General features: G+C 60.5%; 22 protein-coding genes. 11 read left to right on the top strand and 11 right to left on the bottom strand.

The window, feature by feature from the left end; all coding sequences use genetic code 11:
• Window positions 1–110: 110 nt before the first annotated feature.
• Complete coding sequence (locus HBO11_RS00320) at window positions 111–425, bottom strand: 3-phosphoglycerate kinase (protein WP_169955602.1); 315 nt, start codon at window positions 423–425, stop codon at window positions 111–113.
• Window positions 426–474: 49 nt separating this feature from the next.
• On the opposite strand from HBO11_RS00320, the gene HBO11_RS00315 reads away from it, so the two are divergent.
• The 5 genes from HBO11_RS00315 to aqpZ all read left to right on the top strand — a co-directional run bounded on the left by HBO11_RS00315 (window position 475) and on the right by aqpZ (window position 5562).
• Entirely contained in the window at window positions 475–1398 is a 924-nt protein-coding gene (locus HBO11_RS00315) for a LysR family transcriptional regulator (protein WP_169955601.1), read from the top strand.
• A gap of 14 nt (window positions 1399–1412) precedes the next feature.
• The gene (locus HBO11_RS00310) at window positions 1413–2216 is read left to right on the top strand and encodes an alpha/beta hydrolase (RefSeq protein ID WP_169955600.1); all 804 of its coding nucleotides are present in this window, start codon (window positions 1413–1415) and stop codon (window positions 2214–2216) included.
• A 3-nt stretch (window positions 2217–2219) separates the two neighbouring features.
• Window positions 2220–2780: a peptidylprolyl isomerase gene (locus tag HBO11_RS00305; protein WP_169955599.1), complete on the top strand. Its 561-nt coding sequence runs from the start codon at window positions 2220–2222 to the stop codon at window positions 2778–2780.
• Window positions 2781–2860: 80 nt separating this feature from the next.
• Complete coding sequence (locus HBO11_RS00300; RefSeq protein WP_169955598.1) at window positions 2861–4693, top strand: ABC transporter ATP-binding protein; 1833 nt, start codon at window positions 2861–2863, stop codon at window positions 4691–4693.
• Window positions 4694–4860: 167 nt separating this feature from the next.
• Window positions 4861–5562, top strand: coding sequence for an aquaporin Z (aqpZ, locus tag HBO11_RS00295; protein ID WP_169955597.1), 702 nt, complete (start codon window positions 4861–4863; stop codon window positions 5560–5562).
• Window positions 5563–5708: 146 nt separating this feature from the next.
• Here aqpZ and HBO11_RS00290 read toward each other — a convergent pair whose 3' ends face one another.
• The 7 genes from HBO11_RS00290 to aceK all read right to left on the bottom strand — a co-directional run bounded on the left by HBO11_RS00290 (window position 5709) and on the right by aceK (window position 16735).
• Entirely contained in the window at window positions 5709–6833 is a 1125-nt protein-coding gene (locus tag HBO11_RS00290; protein WP_169955596.1) for a GNAT family N-acetyltransferase, read from the bottom strand.
• Window positions 6834–6998: 165 nt separating this feature from the next.
• The gene (locus HBO11_RS00285; RefSeq protein WP_169955595.1) at window positions 6999–8333 is read right to left on the bottom strand and encodes an OprO/OprP family phosphate-selective porin; all 1335 of its coding nucleotides are present in this window, start codon (window positions 8331–8333) and stop codon (window positions 6999–7001) included.
• Window positions 8334–8668: 335 nt separating this feature from the next.
• On the bottom strand, window positions 8669–8902 hold the full coding sequence (locus HBO11_RS00280) for a zf-HC2 domain-containing protein (protein WP_169955594.1): 234 nt from the start codon (window positions 8900–8902) through the stop codon (window positions 8669–8671).
• Window positions 8896–9510: an RNA polymerase sigma factor gene (locus tag HBO11_RS00275; RefSeq protein ID WP_169955593.1), complete on the bottom strand. Its 615-nt coding sequence runs from the start codon at window positions 9508–9510 to the stop codon at window positions 8896–8898. The genes HBO11_RS00280 and HBO11_RS00275 overlap by 7 nt, the downstream gene beginning before the upstream one ends.
• Before the next feature lie 43 nt (window positions 9511–9553).
• The gene (locus HBO11_RS00270) at window positions 9554–10675 is read right to left on the bottom strand and encodes a beta-ketoacyl-ACP synthase III (RefSeq protein WP_169955592.1); all 1122 of its coding nucleotides are present in this window, start codon (window positions 10673–10675) and stop codon (window positions 9554–9556) included.
• A gap of 226 nt (window positions 10676–10901) precedes the next feature.
• Window positions 10902–14813: an ATP-dependent RNA helicase HrpA gene (gene hrpA, locus HBO11_RS00265; protein ID WP_169955591.1), complete on the bottom strand. Its 3912-nt coding sequence runs from the start codon at window positions 14811–14813 to the stop codon at window positions 10902–10904.
• Window positions 14814–15001: 188 nt separating this feature from the next.
• On the bottom strand, window positions 15002–16735 hold the full coding sequence (gene aceK / locus HBO11_RS00260; RefSeq protein WP_169955625.1) for a bifunctional isocitrate dehydrogenase kinase/phosphatase: 1734 nt from the start codon (window positions 16733–16735) through the stop codon (window positions 15002–15004).
• A 401-nt stretch (window positions 16736–17136) separates the two neighbouring features.
• On the opposite strand from aceK, the gene HBO11_RS00255 reads away from it, so the two are divergent.
• A complete protein-coding gene (locus tag HBO11_RS00255) occupies window positions 17137–18762 on the top strand; it encodes a methyl-accepting chemotaxis protein (protein ID WP_169955590.1) in 1626 nt (541 codons plus the stop codon).
• 71 nt (window positions 18763–18833) lie between these two features.
• Entirely contained in the window at window positions 18834–19730 is an 897-nt protein-coding gene (locus tag HBO11_RS00250; protein ID WP_170058698.1) for a DMT family transporter, read from the top strand.
• A gap of 31 nt (window positions 19731–19761) precedes the next feature.
• Here the strand turns inward: HBO11_RS00250 and HBO11_RS00245 are convergent, their stop codons facing one another.
• Window positions 19762–20622: a DMT family transporter gene (locus HBO11_RS00245; RefSeq protein WP_169955577.1), complete on the bottom strand. Its 861-nt coding sequence runs from the start codon at window positions 20620–20622 to the stop codon at window positions 19762–19764.
• 445 nt (window positions 20623–21067) lie between these two features.
• Here HBO11_RS00245 and HBO11_RS00240 point away from each other — a divergent pair, with 445 nt between their 5' ends.
• Window positions 21068–21616 carry a hypothetical protein gene (locus HBO11_RS00240; protein ID WP_169955576.1) on the top strand — a complete coding sequence of 183 codons (549 nt, stop codon included), beginning with the start codon at window positions 21068–21070 and terminating at the stop codon, window positions 21614–21616.
• A gap of 42 nt (window positions 21617–21658) precedes the next feature.
• Entirely contained in the window at window positions 21659–21823 is a 165-nt protein-coding gene (locus HBO11_RS00235) for a hypothetical protein (protein ID WP_170058697.1), read from the top strand.
• 45 nt (window positions 21824–21868) lie between these two features.
• Here HBO11_RS00235 and HBO11_RS00230 read toward each other — a convergent pair whose 3' ends face one another.
• Together HBO11_RS00230 and cysK are read right to left on the bottom strand one after the other, a co-directional pair.
• The gene (locus HBO11_RS00230) at window positions 21869–22807 is read right to left on the bottom strand and encodes an aspartyl/asparaginyl beta-hydroxylase domain-containing protein (protein WP_169955575.1); all 939 of its coding nucleotides are present in this window, start codon (window positions 22805–22807) and stop codon (window positions 21869–21871) included.
• A 206-nt stretch (window positions 22808–23013) separates the two neighbouring features.
• The gene (gene cysK / locus HBO11_RS00225) at window positions 23014–23988 is read right to left on the bottom strand and encodes a cysteine synthase A (protein WP_169955574.1); all 975 of its coding nucleotides are present in this window, start codon (window positions 23986–23988) and stop codon (window positions 23014–23016) included.
• Between the two features lie 125 nt (window positions 23989–24113).
• On the opposite strand from cysK, the gene HBO11_RS00220 reads away from it, so the two are divergent.
• Both HBO11_RS00220 and HBO11_RS00215 read left to right on the top strand, forming a co-directional pair.
• Window positions 24114–25190: a DUF748 domain-containing protein gene (locus tag HBO11_RS00220; protein WP_169955573.1), complete on the top strand. Its 1077-nt coding sequence runs from the start codon at window positions 24114–24116 to the stop codon at window positions 25188–25190.
• Between the two features lie 117 nt (window positions 25191–25307).
• Window positions 25308–26153: a MoxR family ATPase gene (locus HBO11_RS00215; RefSeq protein ID WP_029292347.1), complete on the top strand. Its 846-nt coding sequence runs from the start codon at window positions 25308–25310 to the stop codon at window positions 26151–26153.
• Window positions 26154–26163 lie beyond the last annotated feature (10 nt).

Here is a 26163-nt window from a genome sequence, read left to right as displayed (position 1 = left end):
GATGGAGTGAAGGTTAAACAGAGCCCGTTCGATAAAAAAGCGCAAAAAACTGCTATAACCCATCTATAAAGTTGTTTATAAGCGGAGCATCGTCAGTGCTCCGCAGCACCTTACTTGGGTTCGCAGGTCAGCTTGATCCGCATCTTGATAATCGCGCGGCTGAACTTGACCGTGGTGTTGGTGCTTTTGCCGGCGGGGACCGTGACCTTGCGCACCCGCGCTGGCTCCGGGCCATTGGTAAACGCGACCGTACACGCAGCGTCATTGCTGCCGAAGTTACTGAGCTGGATGGAGCTGATATCGCCGTCCACATCGGAGGCGTTGTAATCGATGCTGACCCCCTTGATCGACTTTGACACGTCGATCGGATAGGCAAACGCGCTCAACGGCAACAATGCCAGCACTACACAACAGAATTTTCTCATTCGGCAGTCTCCAATAAGGACCGCCAGCTTAGGACAAGAGGAGCTCATCTTGAAAGCGCCCCGCGTGACCCTTGATCAATGGCGCACGTTGCAAGCCGTGGTCGACCATGGCGGCTTCGCCCAGGCGGCCGAAGTGCTGCACCGCTCGCAATCCTCGGTGAGCTACACCGTGGCCCGCATGCAAGACCAACTGGGCGTGCCCCTGTTGCGCATCGATGGGCGCAAGGCCGTACTCACCGACGCCGGCGAAGTGCTGTTGCGTCGCTCCCGGCAACTGGTGAAAAACGCCAGCCAACTGGAAGACCTGGCCCACCATATGGAACAAGGCTGGGAAGCCGAAGTACGCCTGGTAGTCGATGCCGCCTACCCCAACGCCCGCCTGGTACGCGCCCTCACCGCCTTTATGCCGCAAAGCCGTGGCTGCCGTGTGCGCCTGCGCGAAGAAGTGCTGTCGGGTGTCGAGGAACTGCTGATCGAAGGCGTGGCCGACCTGGCGATCAGCGGCTTCAGCATCCCCGGCTACCTGGGCACGGAAATGAGCGACGTGGAATTTGTCGCCGTGGCCCACCCCGAACATCCGTTGCACCGGCTCAACCGGGAATTGAGCTTCCAGGACCTGGAAAGCCAGATGCAAGTGGTGATCCGCGACTCCGGTCGCCAGCAACCGCGGGACGTCGGCTGGCTCGGCGCCGAACAGCGCTGGACCGTGGGCAGCCTGGCCACCGCCGCCACCTTCGTCGGCAGCGGCCTGGGGTTTGCCTGGCTGCCCCGGCACATGATCGAGCGCGAACTCAAGGAGGGTGTGCTCAAGCAACTGCCCCTGGAGCAAGGCGCCAGCCGCCACCCGACGTTCTACCTGTACTCGAACAAGGATAAGCCCCTGGGCCCGGCCACGCAGATTCTCGTCGAACTGCTGCGCACCTTCGACACCGCACCGCTGGACGCACCCTTTGCCGCTCCCCGGCAAGCCTGACACGGAGTTCACCGATGGCCTATTTCGAACATGAAGGCTGCACCCTGCATTACGAGGAATACGGCCACGGCGAGCCACTGATCCTGATCCACGGCCTGGGCTCCAGTTGCCAGGATTGGGAGCTGCAAATACCGGTATTGTCCCGGCATTACCGCCTGGTGGTGCTGGATGTGCGCGGTCACGGGCGCTCCGACAAGCCCCGGGAGCGCTACAGCATCGCCGGTTTTACCGCCGACCTGGTGGCGCTGATCGAACACCTGCAACTGCCCGCCGCCCACGTGGTAGGCCTGTCGATGGGCGGGATGATCACCTTCCAACTGGCGGTCGACCAACCGCAGTTGCTCAAAAGCCTGTGCATCGTCAACAGCACGCCCGAGGTCAAGGTGCGCAGCGCCGATGATTATTGGCAATGGGCCAAGCGCTGGAGCCTGGCGCGCGTGCTGAGCTTGAATACCATCGGCAAGGCGCTTGGCGACCGGTTGTTCCCCAAGCCCTCACAGGCCGACCTGCGGCGCAAGATGACCGAACGCTGGGCAAAAAACGACAAACGTGCTTACCTCGCCAGCTTCGATGCGATTGTGGGCTGGGGGGTGCAGGAACGACTTTCGCGGATTACCTGTCCAACCCTGGTCATCAGCGCCGACCACGACTACACCCCGGTGGCGCAAAAACAAATCTATGTAAAACTGCTGCCTGATGCGCGGTTGGTGGTGATTGCGGACTCACGTCACGCGACACCGCTGGACCAACCCGAGACCTTCAATACAACCCTGCTCGATTTTCTCAAGACCGTCCAAACCACTTCCCAGGATCACTGACCCATGCTGAAAAAAATCGCCGTTTTTGCCGGTTCTGTTCTGTTTGCTGCCAACCTGATGGCGGCGGACGCCAAGGCACCGCATGTCTTGCTGGACACCAGCTTCGGCAACATCGAAATCGAACTGGACCCGGTCAAGGCGCCGATCTCCAGCAAGAACTTCCTGGAATACGTGAAGAGTGGTTTTTATACCAACACCATTTTTCACCGTGTGATTCCAGGCTTCATGGTCCAGGGCGGTGGCTTCACCTCGCAAATGGTCCAGAAAGACACCAAGGACCCTATCCGCAACGAAGCCAGCAACGGCCTGCATAACGTGCGTGGCAGCTTGTCGATGGCCCGGACCTCCAACCCCAACTCGGCCACCAGCCAGTTCTTCATCAACGTTGCCGACAATGCCTTCCTCGACCCAGGTCGCGATGCCGGTTACGCAGTCTTCGCCAAAGTCGTTAGTGGCATGGACGTGGTGGACCAGATCGTCAACTCGCAGACCACCACCAAGCAAGGCATGCAAAACGTGCCCGTCGATCCTGTGCTTATCAAGTCGGCCAAAATCATCGACTGATCGACAGGAGTTCCGCGCGCCGCCCACAAGGCCGCGCGCGTATTCAACAAGGAGAGCCCGCCCGGCGGGCGTCAGACCTAATGCTCTATCGTCGTTTTGAACAACTGATCGATATCTTCCGCGACGCTCCCAGCGCGGCACCTCCCGATAAAGTCCTGCCCTTCTATCTCTATTACCTGCGCCAGGTCTGGCCGTGCTTTGCCGCTCTGCTGGTGGTGGGCCTGATCGGCGCGCTGATCGAGGTGGCGCTGTTCAGCTACCTGAGCCGCATCATCGACCTGGCCCAGGGCACGCCGCCGGCCAATTTCTTCCAGATCCACGCCACCGAGTTGATCTGGATGGCCGTGGTCGCCCTGCTGCTGCGCCCGATCTTCGGCGCCCTGCACGACCTGCTGGTGCACCAGACCATCAGCCCCGGCATGACCAGCCTGATCCGCTGGCAGAACCACAGCTATGTGCTCAAGCAGAGCCTGAACTTCTTCCAGAACGATTTTGCCGGGCGCATTGCCCAGCGCATCATGCAGACCGGCAATTCGCTACGTGATTCGGCCGTGGCCGCCGTCGATGCCATCTGGCACGTGGCGATCTATGCCATCAGTTCCCTGGTGCTGTTCGCCGAGGCCGACTGGCGCCTGATGATCCCGCTGGTCACCTGGATCATTGCCTACAGCCTGGCGCTGCGCTACTTCGTGCCACGGGTCAAGGAACGCTCGGTGATTTCCTCCGAGGCGCGCTCCAAATTGATGGGGCGCATCGTCGATGGCTACACCAATATCACCACCTTGAAGCTGTTCGCCCACACCCAGTCCGAGCAGGAGTACGCCAAGGAAGCGATCATCGAGCAGACCGAAAAAACCCAGCTGGCCAGCCGCGTGGTCACCAGCATGGACGTGGTCATCACGACCATGAACGGCCTGCTGATCGTCACCACCACCGGCCTGGCCCTGTGGCTGTGGACGCAATCGCTGATCTCGGTCGGCGCCATCGCCCTGGCGACCGGCCTGGTGATCCGCATCGTCAACATGTCGGGCTGGATCATGTGGGTGGTCAATGGCATTTTCGAGAACATCGGCATGGTCCAGGACGGCCTGAAAACCATCGCCCAGCCGCTGGCGGTAATCGACCGCGAGAACGCCCCGCGCCTGCGCGTGCCCCACGGCGAAGTGCGCTTCGAACAGGTGGATTTCCACTACGGCAAGAGCAGCGGCATCATCAGTGGCCTGAACCTGGTGATCAAGCCAGGGGAAAAGATCGGCCTGATCGGCCCGTCCGGTGCCGGCAAGTCGACCCTGGTCAACCTGCTGCTGCGCCTCTACGACCTGCAAGGCGGACGCATCCTGATCGACGGCCAGGACATCGCCGAAGTGGCCCAGGAAAGCCTGCGCGAACGCATCGGCATGATCACCCAGGACACCTCGCTGCTGCACCGCTCGATCCGCGACAACTTGCTGTACGGCAAACCCGATGCCACTGACCAAGAGCTCTGGGAAGCGATCCGCAAGGCGCGTGCCGATGAATTTATCCCGCTGCTGTCGGACGCCGAGGGCCGCATTGGCCTGGATGCCCATGTGGGTGAGCGCGGGGTGAAACTCTCCGGCGGGCAACGCCAGCGCATCGCAATCGCCCGGGTCCTGCTCAAGGATGCACCGATCCTGATCATGGACGAAGCCACTTCGGCCCTGGACTCGGAAGTGGAAGCGGCCATCCAGGAAAGCCTGGAAACCCTGATGCAGGGCAAGACGGTAATCGCCATCGCTCACCGCCTGTCCACGATTGCTCGAATGGACAGGTTGGTGGTCCTGGAAAAAGGCCAGATCGCCGAAAGTGGCAGCCATGCGCAATTGCTGGCACATGGCGGCCTGTACTCGCGATTGTGGCAGCACCAGACCGGAGGATTCGTGGGTATCGACTGATTCTGGACTACTAACCGCGCGATCAATTCCGAACAATTCTGACAGTTTTTTCTAACTCGCTGGCCGTGTATCACAATCCTGCTGTACTGCAATCAGGGCCCAAGGAGGGCCCTGACATCAGACTGCAGGGAAGCCTCACCGACCAGTTGATTTAGAAGGACGCGTTCATGTCTCTGTTCAAACGTTCCGTTACAGAAGGGTTAGGTACGTTTTGGCTGGTGTTGGGTGGTTGCGGGAGTGCGGTTCTGGCCGCAGCGTTCCCCGATGTCGGAATCGGCCTGCTGGGTGTCTCGCTGGCATTCGGGCTTACCGTACTGACCATGGCATTTGCCATTGGCCATATCAGCGGCTGCCACCTCAACCCGGCAGTCACCGTGGGCCTGGTGGTCGGCGGCAGGTTTTCGGCCAGGGAAATGCCAGCGTATATCGTCGCGCAAGTCATTGGCGGCGTAGTGGCAGCGGCCCTGCTGTACTTCATTGCCAGCGGCAAGCCGGGTTTTGAGCTGGCTTCGGGCCTGGCATCCAATGGCTACGGTGAACACTCGCCGGGCGGGTATTCGATGGCGGCTGGGTTTGTCACCGAACTGGTGATGACCGCGATGTTCGTGCTGATCATCCTCGGCGCCACTGACCGTCGCGCACCGGCTGGCCTGGCACCCATCGCCATTGGCCTGGGGCTGACACTGATCCACCTGATCTCCATCCCGGTCACCAACACCTCGGTCAACCCGGCCCGCAGCACCGGCCCTGCGCTGATTGTCGGCGGTTGGGCGATCCAGCAGCTGTGGCTGTTCTGGCTGGCGCCGATCCTTGGCGCAGTGATCGGTGGCATCACCTACCGTTGGTTGGGCAAAGAAGAAACCGCCTGATCCAACAGTATTGACCCACCCTGTGGGAGCGAGCTTGCTCGCGAAAAACCTGAGGGCGCCGCGTTTATCCAGAATGAACGCGGTGTACTTGAGTTCTTCGCGAGCAAGCTCGCTCCTACAGGGGAACAGGTTGAGTTCCCTGAGCGTTATTCCTGTCGATACGGCAACGCCGACCGCGCCTCTTCGGCATACGCCAGAATCCCCACCCGCTCGCGCTCCAGGAAATCCGCCACGGCGCTTTTCAAGCCTGGATGGCGCAAGTAGTGCCAGGAGTGGGTAATCACCGGCTCAAATCCACGGATCAACTTGTGCTCGCCCTGGGCCCCGGCGTCGAAACGTTGCAGGCCATTGGCAATCGCGTGGTCCATGCCTTGATAGAAGCAGGTCTCGAAATGCAGCCGGTCGAATTCGCCCAGGCAACCCCAATAGCGGCCATATAGGCTGTCGCCGCCGACCAGGCTGAACGCCATGGCCACCGGGCGCGGCCCTTGCTTGGCCAGCACCACCCGTATTGCCTGCGGCATGCGTTCGGCCAGCAGGCTGAAAAACGCTCGCGTCAGGTACGGTGACTGCCGGCGCACCGCATAGGTGTTGGCGTAGCAGGCGTAGACAAAATCCCACTGGGCCTCGCTCAGTTCATGGCCGTGCAGCCACTCGAACTCGATGCCCTGCCCCGCCACTTGTTCGCGCTCCTTGCGCATCTGCTTGCGCTTGCGCGAGCTCAAGGCGTCGAGGAAGTCCTGGAAGTCGCGATAACCACGGTTCTGCCAATGAAACTGGCAACCCAGGCGCGCAAGCCAACCGGGTTGCTGGCCCAGCGCGGCATCGGCCATGGCATCGGTGAAGTTGATGTGGGCACTGGAAAGCCCTTCGATCTCCAAGTAGCCAGGCAGGCTCTGGAGCAGCTCCAGGCCATCCGCGCCACTGGCCGTCAACAGGCGCGGCCCGCTGACCGGGCTGAAAGGCACCGCTGTCAGCAGCTTAGGGTAATAGTCGATGCCCGCGCGCGCGCAGGCGTCAGCCCAGCCATGGTCGAATACGTATTCGCCATAGGAGTGCCATTTGCGATAACTGGGCAGCGCCGCCACCAGCCGCTCGCCCTCGTAATGCAGCAAGTGCTCCGGCTGCCAGCCAGAATGCCGGCCAAGGCTGGCACTGTCTTCCAGCGCACTGAGGAAAGCATGGCGCAGAAACGGCTGATCCTCGGGAACCAATGCGTTCCATTCATCAGGCGACACTTCGGACAGGCTATTCAAACGTTTCAACGGCATGCCATTCCCCGACGGTAAACGCTCGCTCACAATATTCAGGCCATTCTGACAGAACCTGCCACCCGCGCGGTCAGCAAAAAAAAACCCCGCCAGTTGGCGGGGTGAAAAAGAGGATCGCGCTTTAACGGATGAAGAAAGAGCGCGTTGGAGCGGTATTACAGTTGCTTAGAACACGTACTGCACACGACCGACGATGGAGTCACCGCTGTCATCGCCATTGGCGTTGGTGATTTTGTCGGTGCTGACCTTGCTGTAGTTCACGGACAGCTTGACCGCTTCGTTGGCGTACCAGTTCACACCCAGGGTGTTCACGTTGGCCTTGGCGTCGCCGGTTTCGCGGGTAGCGCTGCTGACGACGATGTTCTTGTCGTCAACCTTGATGCTGTCGTAACGGTAGAACACTTCCCAGGCGCCGTACTGCTTGTTCTCAGGCTTGATGGCGTCGAACTTGCCGCCGTCGAGCTTGTAGGCACGGGATTCGCCGGTCAGGGTGTAGGCCAGTTGGCCGTAGAAACCGCTGGTTTTCACGTCCTGGTAGGCATTGCTGTCAGCCTTCATCTTGCGGCTCAGGGCTTCAGCCTGTACCGAGAATGGGCCAGTGGCGAAGGCAAACTCACCACCAAACACGGTGTCGGTGTCATAGGCGCCGACTGCGGTCAGGTTGCTGGCGTTCAGGCCCACACCGCCGCCGAAGGTAGCGCGGTTGCCGTTGGAGCCAGCATCGTTGCCACCGGTCGTCGCCACGCCACGGGCGCCAAGACGCGGACGGATCCGCGAGTCGAAGGCCGCGTCGTTGAGGTCACGTGCCGCCACGTTCAAGCCGAAGTGCAGGACGTCGCCGCCTTTGTTCATCGGCGCCAACACGATACGGCCGTTGAATTGCTTCACGCCCTTACCGTCTTCGTCGTTGATGTCTTTGGAAGCCAGGCTGGCGGAGCCGTAGAACATCTCAGCCGCAGTGCCGCTGACCTGGATGCCCATGCCGTTTTCGTGGGTGTTGACCCAGTCTGCAACCTCGTAGGCCGAGTTACGCTCCATGGCGGTGATCCACTTGGAGCTGGTAGCTTTTTCCAGGCCGAAATCCGGGTCAAAACGACCAACGCGGATAGTCACCGGCTTGAAGCCCACATAGGACATGGACGCTTCGTCGAAGTAACCGTCGTCGGAGTTACCCGAGTTGTGGGAGAAGTCGTAGTTGAGCTGGTATTTGAAATCCTTGTAGACGGTGCCACCCAGCTCCAGGAAGGCGCGACGGAAGTAAGCGGCGTCGCCCGAATCACCGTTCTTGGTGTAGAAGCCGTCAAATGTGCCGTAATCGGCTTGCAAGCGACCACCCAGCTTGAAGCTGAAGTTCTGGTCGGTAGTAGCAACCTCAAGGCCGCCCTTGGTTTTGACAACGATATCGGCGCCGTCAGTAGTGACAGTACCAGCGAAAGCCTGGGCGGTAACGGCCAGGGCCAGGGCGCTGGCCGCGAAACCGGCGAAGTGCTTACGGATCATCGAAGAATTCCCCTAATTGGTGGTCTTTTGCGTTGGAAAACACACGGGTTCTGCCCCGCTGGTGTTGGGAGGGGATCTTGGCGAGGGGATATTTCAGCCAAGTTGCTGCAAGATAAATATTTTATTACAGGGGAACTTTCTTACAACCACTTGGAATAAGCGCAACGCTACGGCCGGCGTGGGCTTGAGCGAAAAAAGTACGAGAAATGCCAAGTGAAAAAAAGGTGAAAAAAAATGACAAACCTACAAGGTTTTTCAGCGCATAGCTTTTCGCCGACACAAAAAAGCCCGCGACGGGGACGTCGCAGGCCTTGGCAACCGCAGACAGCGTTGGGTCAGGAGTTGCGCTTGAGCTCCGAGGCCAGGCGCTCGGCCAACCCTTGCGCATCGGCCACTTCGGGTTCGGGCAGGATGCGCAACGTGGCTTGCATCAGGCGCATCTGGCGAATGAAGCGCCGGCAATTGGCGCAGAACATCAGGTGATGGCGCATACGCAGGCGCTCACCAAAGCTCAGTTGCCCATCGAGAAAATCGCTGGAACGCGCCACTTGTTCTTTGCAGGTCAACATTCGCCGGTCTCCTCGAAATGCTCCACCGTAGCGAAGACTTTAAGCCGCGCCCGGTGCAGCAGCACTCGCACATTGGAGAGCGAGATCTCCAGAAGATTACAAATCTCTTCCAGTTCCAGCCCCTGGCGCTCGCGCAGCAGCAGCACACTGCTTTGCAGCTCGGACAGACTTAGCAACGTGTGCTCCAGACATTCACGCAGCTCGTTTTCGGTGAGCAGCGCCTCAGGGGTGTCCTGGTGCCAGGCAAATGGCGCGATCAGCCAATGCTCATCGCCGGCGGCAAAACGCTCATCGCCGATGGTGCCGTGGGGCGACGGCAGGTCGTCCAGCAGCACTTCCCGTCGATTCTGCTTGTAGCGCCCCTTGGCCGAGTTGGCGGTGATGGTCAGCAGCCAGGTCTTGAGGCTGGAACGCCCTTCAAACCGGGCGAGGCTGCGCACCACCGAGAGCCATGCGTCCTGGACCACTTCGTCGGCATGGCGCTGGCCTACGATGGCGTAGGCCACCGCACGCATCGCGCTCTGGTAGGTGGTGACCAATTCCTTGTAGGCCCGCTGCTCGCCCTTGAGCAGGCGTTCAAGCAGGTGCGCGTCGTCGGCTGCTGCCATTCAAAACCTCATTGTGCAGGACGTGGCCGCAATCGCCTGGTTCCTAGCGCTTGCGCAGGATCACGCTGCCAATCGAATACCCGGCGCCAAACGAGCTGAGTACCGCCAGCGCGCCCTTGGGCAAGTCGTCCTGATAGGTGTGGAACGCGATCACCGAACCCGCCGAACTGGTGTTGGCGTAGGTATCGAGGATCACCGGTGCTTCTTCGATCTCGGCTTCACGGCCCAGCAGCTTCTTGACGATCAGATGGTTCATGCTCAGGTTGGCCTGGTGCAACCAGAAACGCTTCACATCGGTGACGCTCAACTGGTTTTCCGAAAGGTGCTGGCCGATCAACTCGGCAACCATCGGGCAGACATCACGGAAGACTTTGCGGCCTTCCTGCACGAAAAGTTTATCTGGCGCACCAACGCCCTCTTCCGCCGCGCGGTTGAGAAAGCCAAAGTTGTTGCGGATGTTATTGGAGAACTTGGTCAGCAACTTGGTGCTGACAACGTCGAACTGGTGTTCGGAAGTGGCCAGGTCGGCACGCTCCAGAATCACCGCGGTCGCCGCATCGCCGAAGATGAAGTGGCTGTCACGGTCGCGGAAGTTCAGGTGGCCGGTGCAGATCTCCGGGTTGACCATCAGGATCGCCCGGGCCTGGCCCAGCTGAATGCTGTTGCAAGCGTTCTGGATACCGAAAGTCGCCGAAGAACACGCCACGTTCATGTCAAAACCAAAACCCTGGATGCCCAGGGCTTCCTGGACTTCGATGGCAATGGCCGGATAGGCGCGTTGCAGGTTGGAGCAGGCGACGATCACCCCATCGATATCGGCGGCAGTCTTGCCAGCGCGCTGCAGGGCTTGCTCGGCGGCGCCCACGGCCATCTGGCAGAGAATCGACCACTCGTCGTTGGAGCGCTCGGGCAAACTCGGGGTCATGCGCTGGAGGTCAAGAATGCCTTCCTTGTCCATGACAAAGCGGCTCTTGATACCTGAGGCCTTTTCGATAAAGGCGGCGCTGGATTCGGTCAACGCCTGAACGTCGCCCTGCTCGATGGCCACGGCGTTGTCGGCATTGAACTGTTGAACGTAAGCATTGAAAGACTGCACCAGCTCTTCGTTGGAGATGCTGTTGGCCGGGGTGTACAGGCCTGTGCCGCTGATGACGACGTTATGCACGGTCGTTCCTCTAAATCTGTTCAGGCAGAAGGGATTGGTACCTTCGTACCAAACCGTAAATCGCTCTAGTCCGCCGCGCGGACATCAAACGGGGAAACGCTTTGTCCCGGCGCGTCGAGGCTGATACAGCCAATCTAGACGATCCTGGCATTTATAGCGGCGAAGTTTGCCATAAACCGGGGGGTTTGGCGCCTGTCGCGCGCGCACCCGCCCCCGGCACGCCAGGTCAAGGCTCGACCTGGCTCCACTGTTTGCTCAAGCGTTTGTCGGAAATCGGCGCCTTGGTGCCCAACTGCTGGGCAAACAACGACACCCGGTATTCCTCCAGCCACCAGCGGTAAAGCTCCAGTTGCGGGTCGCGCTTGCCTTCCTGGGTGTGCTTGTTCAGGCGTGTCTGGTACTGGCTCCACAGGCCGCTCAACTCACCGCTCCAGACCCGGTCCTTCTGCACCTGGCTGGGCAGTTTTTCCAGGCGTAGCTCGATGGCCTTGAGATAGCGCGGCAGTTCCTTGAACCACTGCGCCGGGGTTTCGCGCACAAACCCTGGATACACCAGGTTGCTCAGTTGCTGCTTGATATCGTTGAGTGCCACGGCCTGGGCCAGGTCGATCTTGCCTTTGAAGCGCTTTTGCAGGCCATGCCACAGTTTCAACACTTCCAGGGTCAGGCGCGCCAGGCGTTCGGCATGTTCGGTCCAACTGCCGCGCTTGCGCTCGGCCAGGGCGGCCAGGCCCGCGCCATCCCTGGGCAGGCTGGCCTCGCCTTCCAGCACGCAGCTGTCGAGGCTGGCCAGCAGAATGTCCTCCACCAGGGCCTCGATACGTCCCAACTCGCGGTACATCAGCCCCAGCTCTGTCAGGCCCGGCAATTTGCCGCGCAGGAATTTTGCCGGTTCGGCCAATTGCTGCATCAACAGGCGCTGCAAGGCACGGCGATGCTGGAACTCGGCTTCGGCAGCCGTGGAGAAACGTCCTTCCTTGACCGTGCCGTTTTCTTCTACCAGCGCCGGATACACCGTCATCGACAGGCCAGCAATCTTCTGCTGGGTAGTCTCGGCAACCGCAGCGAAGACCTTGGCCTCCACCGGCTGCTGGCTTTTGGCAGTCTGCGGCACCGCCAGGGCAGCCTGGCTGGCTTCGACAAACCGCGCAGTCAACGCTGCCAGGTCGCGGCCTTCGCCGAGGAACTTACCCTGGGCATCGACCACTTCCAGGTTCATCTTCAGGTGGTTTTCCACCTGCTGCGCCGCTTCGCTCCAGGCTTCATCGCTGACCCGTACACCGGTCATGCGCAACAGTTCGCGCCCCAGCGCCTGGGGCAGCGAGCCCTGGGCAAATTCGATACGTTGCAGCGCGGCCTTGACGAAGTCCGGCACCGGCACGAAGTTCTTGCGCAGGGCCTTGGGCAGGTTGCGCACCAGGGCAATGCACTTGGCTTCGATCAGCCCGGGCACCAGCCATTCCAGACGCTCGGCGGGCAAGGCCGGCAACAGCGGCGCCGGCACGCGCAAGGTCACGCCGTCGCGCGGGTGGTTGGGTTCAAAGTGGTAACTCAAGGCCAGGGCCAGGTCGCCCAGGTGCAAGGTGTCGGGGTAATGGGCGGCGGTGACCTCGCTGGCCTCGCGGGCCAGCACGTCTTCTTCGCGCATGATCAGCAGTTGCGGGTCTTTCTGGCTGGTGATCTTGTACCAACTGTCGAAGGTCGCCGTCTGATGAATCTCCGCCGGCAGGCGCGCGTCGTAGAAGGCGTACAGGGTTTCCTCGTCGGCCAGGATATCGCGGCGCCGGGCCTTGGCTTCCAGCTCGTCCAATTGCTCCAGCAACTGCTGGTTTGCGGCCAGGCACTTGGCCCGGGATTGGATCTCGCCACGCACCAGGCCTTCGCGGATAAACAGCTCGCGGGACACCACAGGGTCCACCGGCCCGTAATGCACGGGCCGGCGCCCCACCACAATCAAACCGAACAACGTGATCTGCTCAAAGGCCACGACCTGGCCGCGCTTCTTCTCCCAATGGGGTTCGAAGTGGTTTTTCTTGATCAGGTGCCCGGCCAACGGTTCGATCCAATCGGCATCGATCTTGGCCACCATGCGCGCATACAGCTTGGTGGTTTCCACCAGTTCGGCGGTCATCAACCATTGCGGACGCTTCTTGCCGATCCCCGAGGAGGGATGAATCCAGAAGCGCCGCTGACGGGCCCCCAGGTAATCGCCGTCTTCGGTTTTCTGGCCGATCTGGCTCAACAGGCCGGACAGCACCGCCTTGTGCAGTTTCGGGAAGTCCGCCGGTTCCTTGTTGACCGTCAACTGCATATCGCGGCAGATCAGGCTCAACTGGCGATGGGAATCGCGCCACTCGCGCAGGCGCAGGTAGTTGAGGAAGTTCTTGCGACACCAGTTGCGCAGCGGGCTGGCGGTCAGTTCCTGGCGCTGCTCTTCAAAGCCGCGCCACAAATTGACCAGCCCGGCGAAGTCCGAATCGGGATCCTTCCATTGCGCGTGGGCCTGGTCGGCCGCTTGCTGGCGCTCCGGCGGGCGCTCGCGCGGGTCCTGGATCGACATGGCGCTGGCGACGATCAGCACTTCCTGCAAACTGCCAAGCTTGGCCGCTTCCAGCAACATGCGACCCATGCGCGGGTCCACCGGCAGGCGCGCCAGTTGCCGGCCCAGGGGTGTCAGTTGGCTATTGCGGTCTACTGCCGAGAGTTCCTGCAGCAGGTTGAAACCATCGCTGATGGCCTTGCCATCCGGCGGCTCGATAAACGGGAAGTCGGTGATTTCGCCCAGGCGCAGGTGCAGCATCTGCAGGATCACGGCCGCAAGGTTGGTACGCAAGATCTCCGGGTCGGTAAATTCCGGGCGCCCGATAAAATCTTCTTCGCTGTACAGGCGCACGCAAATGCCCGGCTCGACCCGGCCGCAACGGCCTTTACGCTGGTTGGCGCTGGCCTGGGAAATCGCCTCGATCGGCAGGCGCTGGACCTTGGCGCGGTAGCTGTAGCGGCTGATGCGTGCGGTGCCGCTGTCGATCACGTAGCGGATGCCAGGCACTGTCAGCGAGGTTTCCGCAACGTTGGTCGCCAGCACCACGCGCCGCCCCGGATGGGACTGGAAAATGCGCTGCTGTTCGGCCGGTGACAGGCGCGCGTACAACGGCAGGATTTCGGTGTGCTTGAGCTGGGCCTTGCGCAGCATATCGGCGGCATCGCGGATCTCGCGCTCACCGGGCAGGAACACCAGCACATCGCCAGGGCTCTTGCGCTCGCTGCGTTCAAAGGCGGCGATTTCATCGAGGGTGGCGAGGATCGCCTGGTCCACGGTCAAGTCGTCTTCGACGCGGTTGCCCTCTTCGTCCTGCTCCAGGGTCAGCGGGCGGTACCAGGTTTCCACCGGGAACGTACGCCCCGAGACCTCGACAATCGGCGCATCGTCGAAGTGCTTGGAAAAGCGCTCCAGGTCGATGGTGGCCGAGGTGATGATGACTTTGAGGTCGGGACGGCGTGGCAGCAGGGTCTTCAGGTAGCCGAGCAGGAAATCGATGTTCAGGCTGCGCTCGTGGGCTTCGTCGACGATGATCGTGTCGTAGCGTTCGAGGTAGCGATCGTTCTGGGTCTCAGCGAGCAGGATGCCGTCGGTCATCAACTTGATCAGGGTGTTGGAATCGCTCTGGTCCTCGAACCGCACCTGATAACCCACCAGCGCCCCCAGCGGCGTGGCCAACTCGTCCGCGACCCGGCTCGCCACACTGCGCGCGGCGATACGCCGGGGCTGGGTATGACCGATCAAGCCGTACTGGCCGCGACCGATTTCCAGGCAGATCTTCGGCAACTGCGTGGTTTTACCCGAGCCGGTCTCGCCCGCGATGATCAGCACCTGGTGCTTTTGCAGCGCGGCCTTGATCTCGTCGCGCTTGGCGGCGATGGGTAGGCTGTCGTCATAGCGAACCTGCGGCACGCTGGCCGCGCGCGCCGTGACCTGGGCACACGATGCCTGCATGCGCGCCACCCACTGCGCCAGCTTCTCCTCATCGGGTTTCTTGCGCAGCTCAAGCAACTGCCGACGCAAGCGGTGGCGGTCGGCGAGCATGGCGTGATCGAGGTTTTTCAGGAGTTGGTCGATAGCGGGCGCTTGGTCAGTCATCAGGTACTTTGAAGGTCGTCTATTTATGCACGGCCGGCAATTGTGGCAGAAAAGCGCACACAACGTTAAAGGGCGCGTAAATCACCTGAAGGGGCTGGCCCGGTCGGCATCGCTGTTGGCTGGCCCACCGCTATCGCAGCCTCGCCGGGGCTCGACAGCTCCCGCAGGGTCTGGCGGTATTGATGCCCCTATTCGTTATCCAGGCCCTTGCGCCGATACGGGAACACATCAATCACCTTCCCCGCCCGAATCGCCTCTTGCAGGCCTTTCCAGTAGTCGGCGTTGTACAACTCGCCGTGCAGCTCATCGAACAGGCGCCGCTGCCCGGCGTCGGCAAACAGGAACGGCGGGAATTCCTCGGGGAACACGTCCAGCGGGCCGATGGAATACCAGGGCTCGGAGGCCATTTCGTCTTCCGGGGTGCGCGGTGCCGGGATGTGGCGAAAGTTGGCTTCGGTAAGAAAGCAGATCTCGTCATAGTCGTAGAACACCACGCGACCATGACGGGTGACGCCAAAGTTTTTCAGCAGCATGTCGCCGGGAAAGATATTCGCCGCCGCCAGTTGCTTGATGGCCAGGCCGTAGTCTTCGAGGGCTTCGCGTACCTGGGCCTCGTTGGCGTTTTCCAGGTAGAGGTTGAGCGGGGTCATGCGGCGTTCGGTCCAGCAGTGGCGAATCAGTACCGTGTCGCCTTCGACTTCGACCGTGCCTGCGGCCACTTCCAGCAGTTCGGCCAGGCATTGCGGCTCGAATTTGCTCAAGGGAAAACGGAAATCGGCGAACTCCTGGGTATCGGCCATGCGCCCGACCCGGTCGACACTCTTCACCAGGCGGTACTTCTCGATCACCGTGGCACGGTTGACGTTTTTCGACGGCGAAAAACGGTCCTTGATGATTTTGAACACCGTGTTGAAGCCCGGCAGGGTAAACACGCTCATGACCATCCCACGCACGCCCGGGGCCATGATGAACTGATCGTCAGTGCTGGCCAGGTGGTTGATCAGCGCCCGGTAGAACTCCGACTTGCCGTGTTTGTAGAAGCCGATGGAGGTGTACAGCTCGGCGATGTGCTTGCCCGGCAGGATGCGCTTGAGAAAGCCGATGAACTCTGCCGGCACCGGCACATCCACCATGAAATAGGAGCGGGTGAACGAGAAGATGATCGACACATCGGCTTCATCGGTGATCAGCGCGTCGATGCGGATGCCCTGCCCTTCGCGGTGCAGCAGCGGGATGACCAGCGGCCATTGTTCATCGCGGGTGTAGAGGCGGCCCACCAGGTACGCGCCCTTGTTGCGGTAAAGCACCGAGGAAAACAGCTCGACGTTGAGGTCCGGGTCCTTGCATACCCAGTCCGGCAGGTTCTCGCGCAGTTGTGCTTCGAGACGCTGCAAGTCGCCGGCCAGGTCGGCGTAGGGTTCGCTGAAGCGGTAGTCGCTGAAAATTTGCTCGAGCATCCCGGCCAACTGGCCCTGGGGCTTGTAGGTGCGGGTTTGCGCGGCACGGGCGCGGCGCAGGCTCGGGCGGGTGGTGTGGATGAACATGCAGCCGTCGCTGATCAGGTCGTGGCTGAACAGCCCGCAAAAGATCGAGTTGTACCAGGTCTCGGACAGTTCATCGTCAAACCGCAGGTCGATCAGGCTGATATAGGCGCTCTTGACCAGGGGCCAGGACTGGATATCCAGCAGCGCCCCCGCATCGAAAGTGGCTCGCAGGCGTGTGGTGACTTCGCCGACCTTCTCTTCATAGAGGTTGATCCGCGCCGCCGAGGCGGCTTGCGCCTCTTGCCACTGGGCCTTTTCAAAACGCTCGCGGGCGCCGTCGGTGATCTGGCGAAAGTGCTCGCGGTAATCGTCGAAGCCATCGAGGATCATCTTGGCGATGGACTGCGCGGTGTCGATGGCAGGCGTTTGCTGCGGCATGTCGTAGACCTCTGCGGGCATTCGGAAGACCTGAGATTAGCCAGAGTCCTCATGCAGGAGAAGTACATTTTTTACCGGGCGCTGGCTCCTCACGGGGGCGCCTCAAACAATTTTTTACGATTTTTTAATTCGACCATAGGGTCAATAAAGCACCCATAAAGTCACCTCGCGTTGATTAATCGATTCATCTGAAGGCCACAAAACACGGGCGCTGGCACCGCGAACAGGAAGAACCCCAGGCCGGGCGGGGTTTGGCGACCTTATACGGACTTGGATCCAACGTAAGGGAAACCCCGATTACCTCAATGATGGCACTTTGCTATATAGCCCAGCGTTTTCCCTGATAACAAGGTCCTAAGACCGGCTCGGGAATCGATTTAAATCGCCCAAGGAGCATTGATATGTCATTGAGGAACATGGGAATCGGCCTGCGTGCCAGTCTGAGTTTTGCGGTATTGGCCGGCCTGCTGGTGCTGGTCGGGTTGTTTGGCCTGGGGCAGATGGCCAAGCTGCGCGAAAGCGCCGCCATCATTGAAACGGCCTGGATGCCGAGTATCGAGAACATCCACAACAGCGCCGCCAACGTCGCGGCTATCCGCCTGGAGGCGTTGCGCTTGCTGACCACCGATGAATCGGCGGTGCGCGAGCGCAGCAAAGAGGTGATCACCAAGGAGCGCGGCTATTTGCAGGAACGCCTGGACAATCACCAGGCCCTGCTGAGCAATGACCAGGAGCGCCAGCTACTGGAGCAGCTCAAGGCCACCGCGTCGGCCTATATGACCATCGTCGACCAATTGATCCACCTGGTGGACCAGGATAACCAGATGCAGGCCCTGACCCTGCTCACCGATACGTTGACGCCCCAGGGCGTGATCCTCAACCGGAGCCTGGGCGCCTTGATCGACTTCAACCAGCAAGGCGCCCAGGATGCGGCGCAATCGGCGGCGCAGATGTACCAGAGCGCACAGTGGATCGTCGGCCCCATCATCGCGGTCGCCCTGATCGCGACGCTGCTGCTGGCCTGGCTGTTGACCCGCAGTATCACCACGCCCCTGGCGCAGGCACTGCACGCGGCGCGCACGATTGCCGCCGGCGACCTGAGCCAGCCGATCCACGTGCATGGCAAGGACGAACCGGCACAGTTGCTGGGCGCCCTGGCCACCATGCAGGAACAGTTGCAGGCGACTATTCGCGGCATCAGCGAGTCCGCCCAGCAACTGGCCTCGGCAGCCGAAGAGATGAGTTCGGTGATGGAGCAAAGCACTCGCGGCCTGCAAGCACAGAACGATGAAATCGAACAGGCCGCCACCGCCGTCACACAGATGAGCGCAGCGGTGGATGAAGTGGCGGGGAATGCGGTCTCCAGCGCCGAGGCATCCCAGGCGTCCGATGAGGACAGCAAGCACGGCCATTTCCAGATCAGCGAAACCATCAGCTCGATCCAGAGCCTGGTCAACGAGGTGCTCGACGCCTCGGGCAAGGCCGAGGGCCTGGCGCTACAGGCGCAAGACATCAGCAAGGTGCTGGAAGTGATACGCGGGATTGCCGGGCAGACCAACCTGCTGGCGCTCAATGCGGCCATTGAAGCCGCCCGCGCCGGCGAGGCCGGGCGGGGTTTTGCGGTGGTAGCCGACGAGGTTCGCTCGCTGGCGCAGCGGACCCAGGATTCCACCGAGGAAATCGAGCAGATGATCACCGGTATCCAGCAAGGCACCCAGGCCACGGTCGGCGCCCTCACCAGCAGCGCCGAGCACGCCAGCCAGACCCTGCAACGGGCCAACAGCGCCGGCAATGCCCTGGAAAAAATCACCGCTGCCATCTCGCAGATCAGCCAACGCAACCTGGTGATCGCCAGTGCCGCCGAGCAACAGGCATCGGTGGCCCGGGAGGTGGATCGCAGCCTGGTGAATATCCGCGACCTGTCGACGCAAACCGCCGCCGGTGCGACCCAGACCTCGGCCGCCAGCCAGGAGCTGTCGCGCCTGGCGGTGGACCTCAACGGCCTGGTGACGCGCTTTATTGTGTAGTTGATACGTAAAAGATTGTGTCAGGCAGGCCCCTGGGCAACACTCTCGCCCTTGTTGAAAAGGAGCTGTCCGTGAGACCTGTCGACACCCTCTACCTGCTGCTACTGGCCGCCATCTGGGGCGCGAGCTTTCTGTTCATGCGGATTATCGCGCCGCAGATCGGCACCTTGCCTACGGCGTTTTTCCGCGTTTCGATTGCCGCCGCCGGCCTGCTGGTGATCCTGGCGATGCTACGGGTGCGCTGGGATTTCCAGGGCAAGTTCAAGATCGTGTTGTTGCTGGGGGTGATCAACTCGGGGATTCCCGCGACCATGTATTCGGTGGCGGCCCAGGTCTTGCCAGCGGGTTACTCGGCGATTTTCAACGCCACCACGCCGTTGATGGGGGTGTTGATTGGCGGGCTGTTTTTCCATGAGCGGCTGACACCCTCGAAAATTGCCGGGGTGTGCCTGGGCCTGTTCGGCGTGGGCATCCTCACGCGCGCCGGGCCGGTGGCGTTTGACCTGGAGTTGCTGATGGGCGCCCTCGCCTGCCTGCTGGCAACCACCTGCTACGGCTTCGCCGGTTTCCTGGCACGCCGTTGGCTGGATCAACAGGGTGGCCTGGACAGCCGCCTTTCGGCACTGGGCAGCATGCTCGGCGCCACATTGTTTCTATTGCCGTGGTTTGGCTGGAGCGCCATCAACCACCCGCCCGCCAGTTGGGGCGGCTGGAATGTGTGGCTGTCCCTACTGGGCCTGGGGCTGCTATGCACGGCATTCGCCTACATCCTGTACTTCCGTTTGCTGACCTCCATCGGGCCGGTGAAGTCGATGACCGTCACCTTCATGATTCCGCCATTCGGCGTGTTGTGGGGCGCATTGCTGCTGGACGAGCCGTTGTCCATGGCCCATCTGTATGGCGGGTTGTTGATCGCGGGGGCGCTGTGGCTGGTGCTACGGCGAGGGAAATTGATCAAAGCTGTGTAGGAGCCGGCTTTTCGGCTCCTACACAGGGATATCAAGCTTTACGGAAGACGAATACCAACCCGATGATGATCAACCCCATCCCCAGCACGCTCAGCACTGCCAGCCGATTACCGAAGATCAAGTAGTCCATCACCGCAGTGACTGCCGGCACCAGGTAGAACAGGCTGGTGACATTCACCAGGTTGCCCCGGGCAATCAGGCGGTACAGCAGCAGCGTCGCCAACAGTGACACCACCAGCCCCATCCACAGCACCGGCAGGTAAAAGCCACTGTTGTGCTCGAAAGCAAAGGGCTGGAACGGCACGAACACCGCGCACAACAACAAACCTGCCAGGTACTGCACCGGCAAGGTACCCAATGGGTTATCGGTGATGCGCTTTTGCATGATCGAGCCCAGGGTCATGCTCGCCAGCGCCAGCAAACCAAACAGCATGCCGGCCAGGGACATGCCAGCCAGACCGATGCCCTGGTACACCACCATGATCAGGCCCGCCAACCCCAACGCCAGGCCGAACACCCGGCGCCATGAGCGCTGGCGCTCCATCAGCACCACGGTGAGGATCGGTTGCACGCCCATGATGGTCGCCATCACGCCGGGGGTGACCTTCAGGTCCAGGGCCAACAGATAAAAAATCTGATAGGCCCCCAGCAACACCAGCCCGGTGGCCGCCGCATACCACAGCGGTTTGCCCGGGCGCGGCAACCTCAGTTTGAGAATCGGCACCAGCAGCACCAGGCCCGCCAGGGCAATGGCAAAGCGGATCAACAGGAAGGCAAAGGGGGACGCATGGGCCAGGCCCAGCTTGGAGAAAATCGCCCCGCTGCTCCACAGCAGCACAAACAGGCTCGTCGAGGCCGCCGCGGCCACGGATTGTTTCGAAAGAACAGACATGATGAACACCTGTAGTCAGGCAAAAAGCCAACTCAGCCAAGGCTGAAATTCAGTAGGTTCGGTACAGGCAGGCAACGGGGAACAGCGGTCTGCTGATCAGCCCGAAATGCCAACGCCCGGCGGTGATACGAGTGCGTACACCGGGGTGCTACTGACAGGTGGGGGGTAATGACTGATCTGCACAGGCTGCTGATTCCCGCACGGCACGACCGCAGCGTTGACCGCTGAATCGACTACCGCTATGCGTGGGGAAGCAGGCATGGGCTGATCTTTTTTGAAGGGATGAAAGGTGCTGCGAAACACCTGGCGCCGACTATAACCAGCCGCTGACACGCTTTGCAATGGCTTTGCCAAAAGGCCAGTAAGGACATGTTGAAAAACCACCTCTAGCCTTGGGAAAACCCAACGCCCTCCGCTTCAGGAGGCTTTCGACTCATGACCGCCAATGCCAAAAAAACGCGACCCCTTGCGATACCAGCTCTACCGATCAAAAGCCTTACGCCTTGTGAATGCATCGACTCAACAGTGGTACAAAAACCTGAAACACACCGCCGCCCAAGGCACAGAGATCGACTTAACCCATGTCCGTTTTGAATTGATCGACAGCCATGCATTGGCTGCCTATCAGGACTGGGCAGCAGACTCTCACTTCTCATGGGACGAGGTTGCGACGTGGAAAGGCCGTGAACCGATGGCGTTCGATTTGTCCCTCTGGTACGAAGAGGAACTCTGTGGGCTGTGCTTTGCCAATCCCAATCAAAGCCGATTGCGGATCAAGGTCATCCGCCTGGAGGGAAGACCTGGAAAATCCCACCCGTTGAAAAGCCGCATAGCTTCACTGACGATGATTGCCATCGACCATTACGCGAGAATCATTGGCAGCCAATGGATAGAAATTCAGGAGCCCGCACCCGGTGCTATTGCCCTCTATCAAAACCTGGGCTTTGACTTCGATTCACGGGGCAGGCTTGTGATAGCGGTAGAGAACGAATAGCATCGAAAACATGTTCAATTAATGATCAATTGTGGAGGCTGCATGGGAGAACTTATTAAAAAACCCGTCGCCCGAAAAGCGTCGTCCAAGGCCCGCCAGGAACCTAAAAGCACTGTACTGACTGCCAATCAGCGCCGCTTTCTAAACGCGGCCATGGCCGGCAACGTTGAAGAACCAAGCCTTTTGGCGGGGCACCCGGAAAAATAAAAGTCATAAAAAAACCGCTCATACGAGCGGTTTTTTTTGAACCCATCAGCCAAATAACCAATACACCAACGCCACAACCACCACCGCCGCCAGCACCGGCCGCATGATGCGATAGGCTTTGGGGTGCTTGCGCTTCCACTGCTTGACCACCCCACTGAAGCGATCGCTGAAGCTCTTGCTCCAGGCATAGGCCTGGTTGATCCCGCCCACGCGCTCGTCATCCAGGTTCTGCGGCGCGGTTGCGCGGCCCAATTGGGCACTGACCCAGCGATTGACGCGAGTCATCAACCGGTTGCTCAGTGGCCGCTCGATGTCACAGAACAAAATCACCCGGGTCTTCTCGGTTTCGTTCTTCACCCAGTGCACGTAGGTTTCGTCGAACATCACGTCTTCGCCATCGCGCCAGGCGTAGACCTGGCCATCGACGAAAATGCGGCAGTCGTCGGAGTTGGGCGTCGACAACCCCAAGTGATACCGCAGGGAGCCGGCAAACGGGTCGCGATGGGGGTTGAGGTGGCTACCGCCCGGCAACAGCGCGAACATGGCGCCCTTGACGTTGGGAATGCTGCTGACCAGGGCCACGGTCTTGGGGCACAGCAACTCGGCCGATGGCAGCGGTTTGTCGTACCACTTGAGGTAGAAGCGCTTCCAGCCCTTCTTGAAGAACGAGCCAAACCCGGCATCGTTGTTCTTCTCGGCAGCGCGGATATAGCCTTCGTCGAACAGGTGCATGGCCTCCTCGCGGATCACCTCCCAGTTGTCCTTGAGCACATCCAGTTCCGGGAACTTGCTGCGATCCAGGTAGGGCTTGGACGGTACAGCCGAGAAGATGTACATCAACGCGTTGTACGGGGCGAACAGCGCCGAATGGTTGACGAACTGGCGCAGCACCGGCAAACGCGCCTTGCCGCGCAAATGCACGTAGAGCGTACTGCCGATAAACAGCAACAGCACCGACAGCTTGGCGGCCAAAGAAAAGGTCATGCAGCAACTCCTGGAAATAGCCTCCCGGCAGCGGGAAACCAGACATAGCAGCCGGCCATGATAAACACTCCGGGCCGGAGGAAAAACCCGCGTCATCCAACAATCCGTTTTAAGGGGCGCGCGGCGAGCAATCAATTATGCATAAGGGGCATAAAACCGGGCTGATATGGATCAACCCGATTTCCCTGGAACGGCACCTACCAGGGTCAGGCCTGGTTTTCCTGGTCGGTGAACAGATCGCTGAACAACATGCTCGACAAGTAACGCTCGCCGGAGTCCGGCAGGATCACCACGATAGTCTTGCCCTGCATTTCCGGTTTCTCGGCCAGGCGCACCGCAACGGCCATCGCCGCGCCACAGGAGATCCCGCACAGGATGCCCTCTTCCTGCATCAAGCGCAGGGCCATGGCCTTGGATTCCTCGTCACTGGCCAACTCCACCCGGTCGACCATCGACAGGTCGAGGTTCTTCGGTACAAAACCGGCACCAATGCCCTGGATCTTATGGGGGCTGGGCTTGATTTCTTCACCGGCCAGCGCCTGGGTAATCACCGGCGAGCTGATGGGCTCCACCGCCACCGAGAGGATCGGCTTGCCCGCCGTGTTCTTGATATAGCGCGACACGCCTGTGATCGTCCCACCCGTGCCGACGCCCGCCACCAGTACATCCACCGCGCCATCGGTGTCGTTCCAGATTTCCGGGCCAGTGGTTTTCTCATGGATAGCCGGGTTGGCCGGGTTGTCGAACTGCGCCGGCATGAAATAGGTCGCCGGGTCGCTGGCGAGGATTTCGCCGGCTTTCTCGATCGCGCCTTTCATGCCCTTGGCCGGCTCGGTCAGCACCAGTTCGGCGCCCAGGGCCTTGAGCACCTTGCGCCGCTCGATACTCATGGACGCAGGCATGGTCAGCAACAGTTTGTAGCCACGGGCGGCGGCGACAAAGGCCAGGCCAATCCCCGTGTTGCCCGAGGTCGGTTCGACGATGGTCATGCCTGGCTTGAGTTTGCCGCTGCTTTCCGCATCCCAGATCATGCTCGCGCCAATCCGGCACTTCACCGAATACCCAGGGTTACGCCCTTCGATCTTGGCCAGGATGGTCACGCCACGGGGCGCGATACGGTTGATCTGAACCAGGGGCGTGTTACCGATGGAGTGCGCGTTGTCTGCAAAAATGCGGCTCATGGCGGGATCCTTTAGGCAGTTTTCATGAAGGCAACAAGGGTATGCCTCGTACTCCAAGGCGTCCAGTCGAGGAACGTTGCCGCTGCCGGCGTAGTCAACCGCCTATACACAGGGAGGAAAAACCCATGAAGCGTCGCTACAGTTGGCCGATATGGACGGTCGCCGGGCTGGTGGTCGTGCTGGTGGCACTGGACATCGCACTGCCCTACCTGGTGCGCAACTACCTCAATGAAAAACTCGCCGACATGGGCGACTACCGTGGCCAAGTGACGGACGTAGACCTGGCCTTGTGGCGCGGCGCGTACCGGATCAATGGCCTGCAGATCGTCAAGGTCGACGGCAAGGTGCCCGTACCGTTCGTCAAGGCGCCGGTCATTGATCTGTCAGTGAGCTGGCATTCCTTGTGGTACGACCATGCGGTGGTGGCCCAAGTGCAATTCGTCAAGCCAGAGCTCAACTTCGTCGACGGTGGCGCCAACAAACAGGCGTCCCAGACCGGTCGTGGCACCGACTGGCGGGCGCAACTGGGCAAACTGCTGCCCATCACCCTCAACGAAGTGCGCATCGACGACGGCAAGATTGCCTTCCATAACTTCAACTCCAAACCGCCGGTCAACATCGGGGCCACCCAGGTCAACGCCAGTTTCTACAACCTGACCAATGTGGTGGACGTCGAAGGCAAGCGCGATGCGCGCTTTGACGGCAAAGCCCTGTTGCTTGGGCATGCGCCGCTGGAAGCCAGCGCGACTTTCGACCCGCTGAGCAACTTTGAAGACTTCGAGTTCCGCTTTCGCGCCCGCGATATCCAGCTCAAGCGCATGAACGACTTCGCCTCGGCCTACGGCAAATTCGACTTCAATGCCGGCACCGGCGACGTGGTAATCGAGGCCCAGGCCGAGAAAGCCCAACTGACCGGCTATATCAAGCCACTGTTGCGGGATGTGGAAGTCTTCGACTGGCAACAGGATGTGCAGAACAAGGACAAGGGGATTTTCCGCTCGATCTGGGAGGCCGTGGTCGGCGCCAGCGAAACCGTGCTGAAGAACCAGAGCAAAAACCAGTTCGCCACCCGAGTCGAGCTCAGTGGCAGCGTTCACCAGCAAGATATCAGCGCGTTCCAGGCGTTTTTGCAGATTTTGCGCAATGGTTTCGTCCAGGCGTTCAACGCCCGCTACGAACAACCCAAACCCAGCGCCGATTGAACCTGGCGTGACTGGTCATTCAGAGACTGAATAACCCGTCTGCGTTCACAGTCACCGGGGCTGCGCGCTATAGTCGCAGGCATGCTGACTACCGGCGTCATGTTCGAGGATTGAGAAATGAAGTTCGAAGGCACCCAGGCCTACGTTGCCACCGATGACCTGAAATTGGCCGTCAACGCTGCCATCACGCTGGAGCGCCCGCTGCTGGTCAAGGGCGAACCGGGTACCGGCAAGACCATGCTCGCCGAACAACTGGCCGAATCGTTCGGCGCGCGGTTGATTACCTGGCACATCAAGTCCACCACCAAGGCGCACCAGGGCCTGTATGAATACGATGCGGTCAGCCGCCTGCGCGACTCGCAGCTGGGTGTGGACAAGGTCCATGACGTGCGCAACTACCTGAAAAAAGGCAAGTTGTGGGAGGCTTTCGAGTCCGAAGAGCGGGTGATCCTGCTGATCGACGAGATCGACAAGGCCGATATCGAGTTCCCCAACGACCTGCTGCAAGAACTCGACAAGATGGAGTTCTACGTCTACGAAATCGACGAGACCATCAAGGCCAAGAAACGCCCGATCATCATCATTACCTCCAACAACGAGAAAGAGCTGCCAGACGCGTTCCTGCGTCGCTGCTTCTTCCACTACATCGCCTTCCCCGACCGCACCACCCTGCAAAAAATCGTCGACGTGCACTACCCCGACATAAAGAAAGACCTGGTCAGCGAAGCGCTGGACGTGTTCTTCGACGTGCGCAAGGTGCCGGGCCTGAAGAAAAAGCCCTCCACCTCCGAGCTGGTGGACTGGCTCAAGCTGCTGATGGCCGACAATATTGGCGAGGCGGTGCTGCGCGAGCGTGATCCGACCAAGGCCATCCCGCCACTGGCCGGCGCCCTGGTGAAAAACGAGCAGGATGTGCAACTGCTTGAGCGCCTGGCGTTCATGAGCCGTCGCGGCACTCGATAAGGGCTTTTGC

Source organism: Pseudomonas sp. WS 5010, assembly GCF_012985565.1.
GTDB lineage: Bacteria > Pseudomonadota > Gammaproteobacteria > Pseudomonadales > Pseudomonadaceae > Aquipseudomonas.
This window is presented reverse-complemented; position numbering and strand designations above follow the sequence as displayed.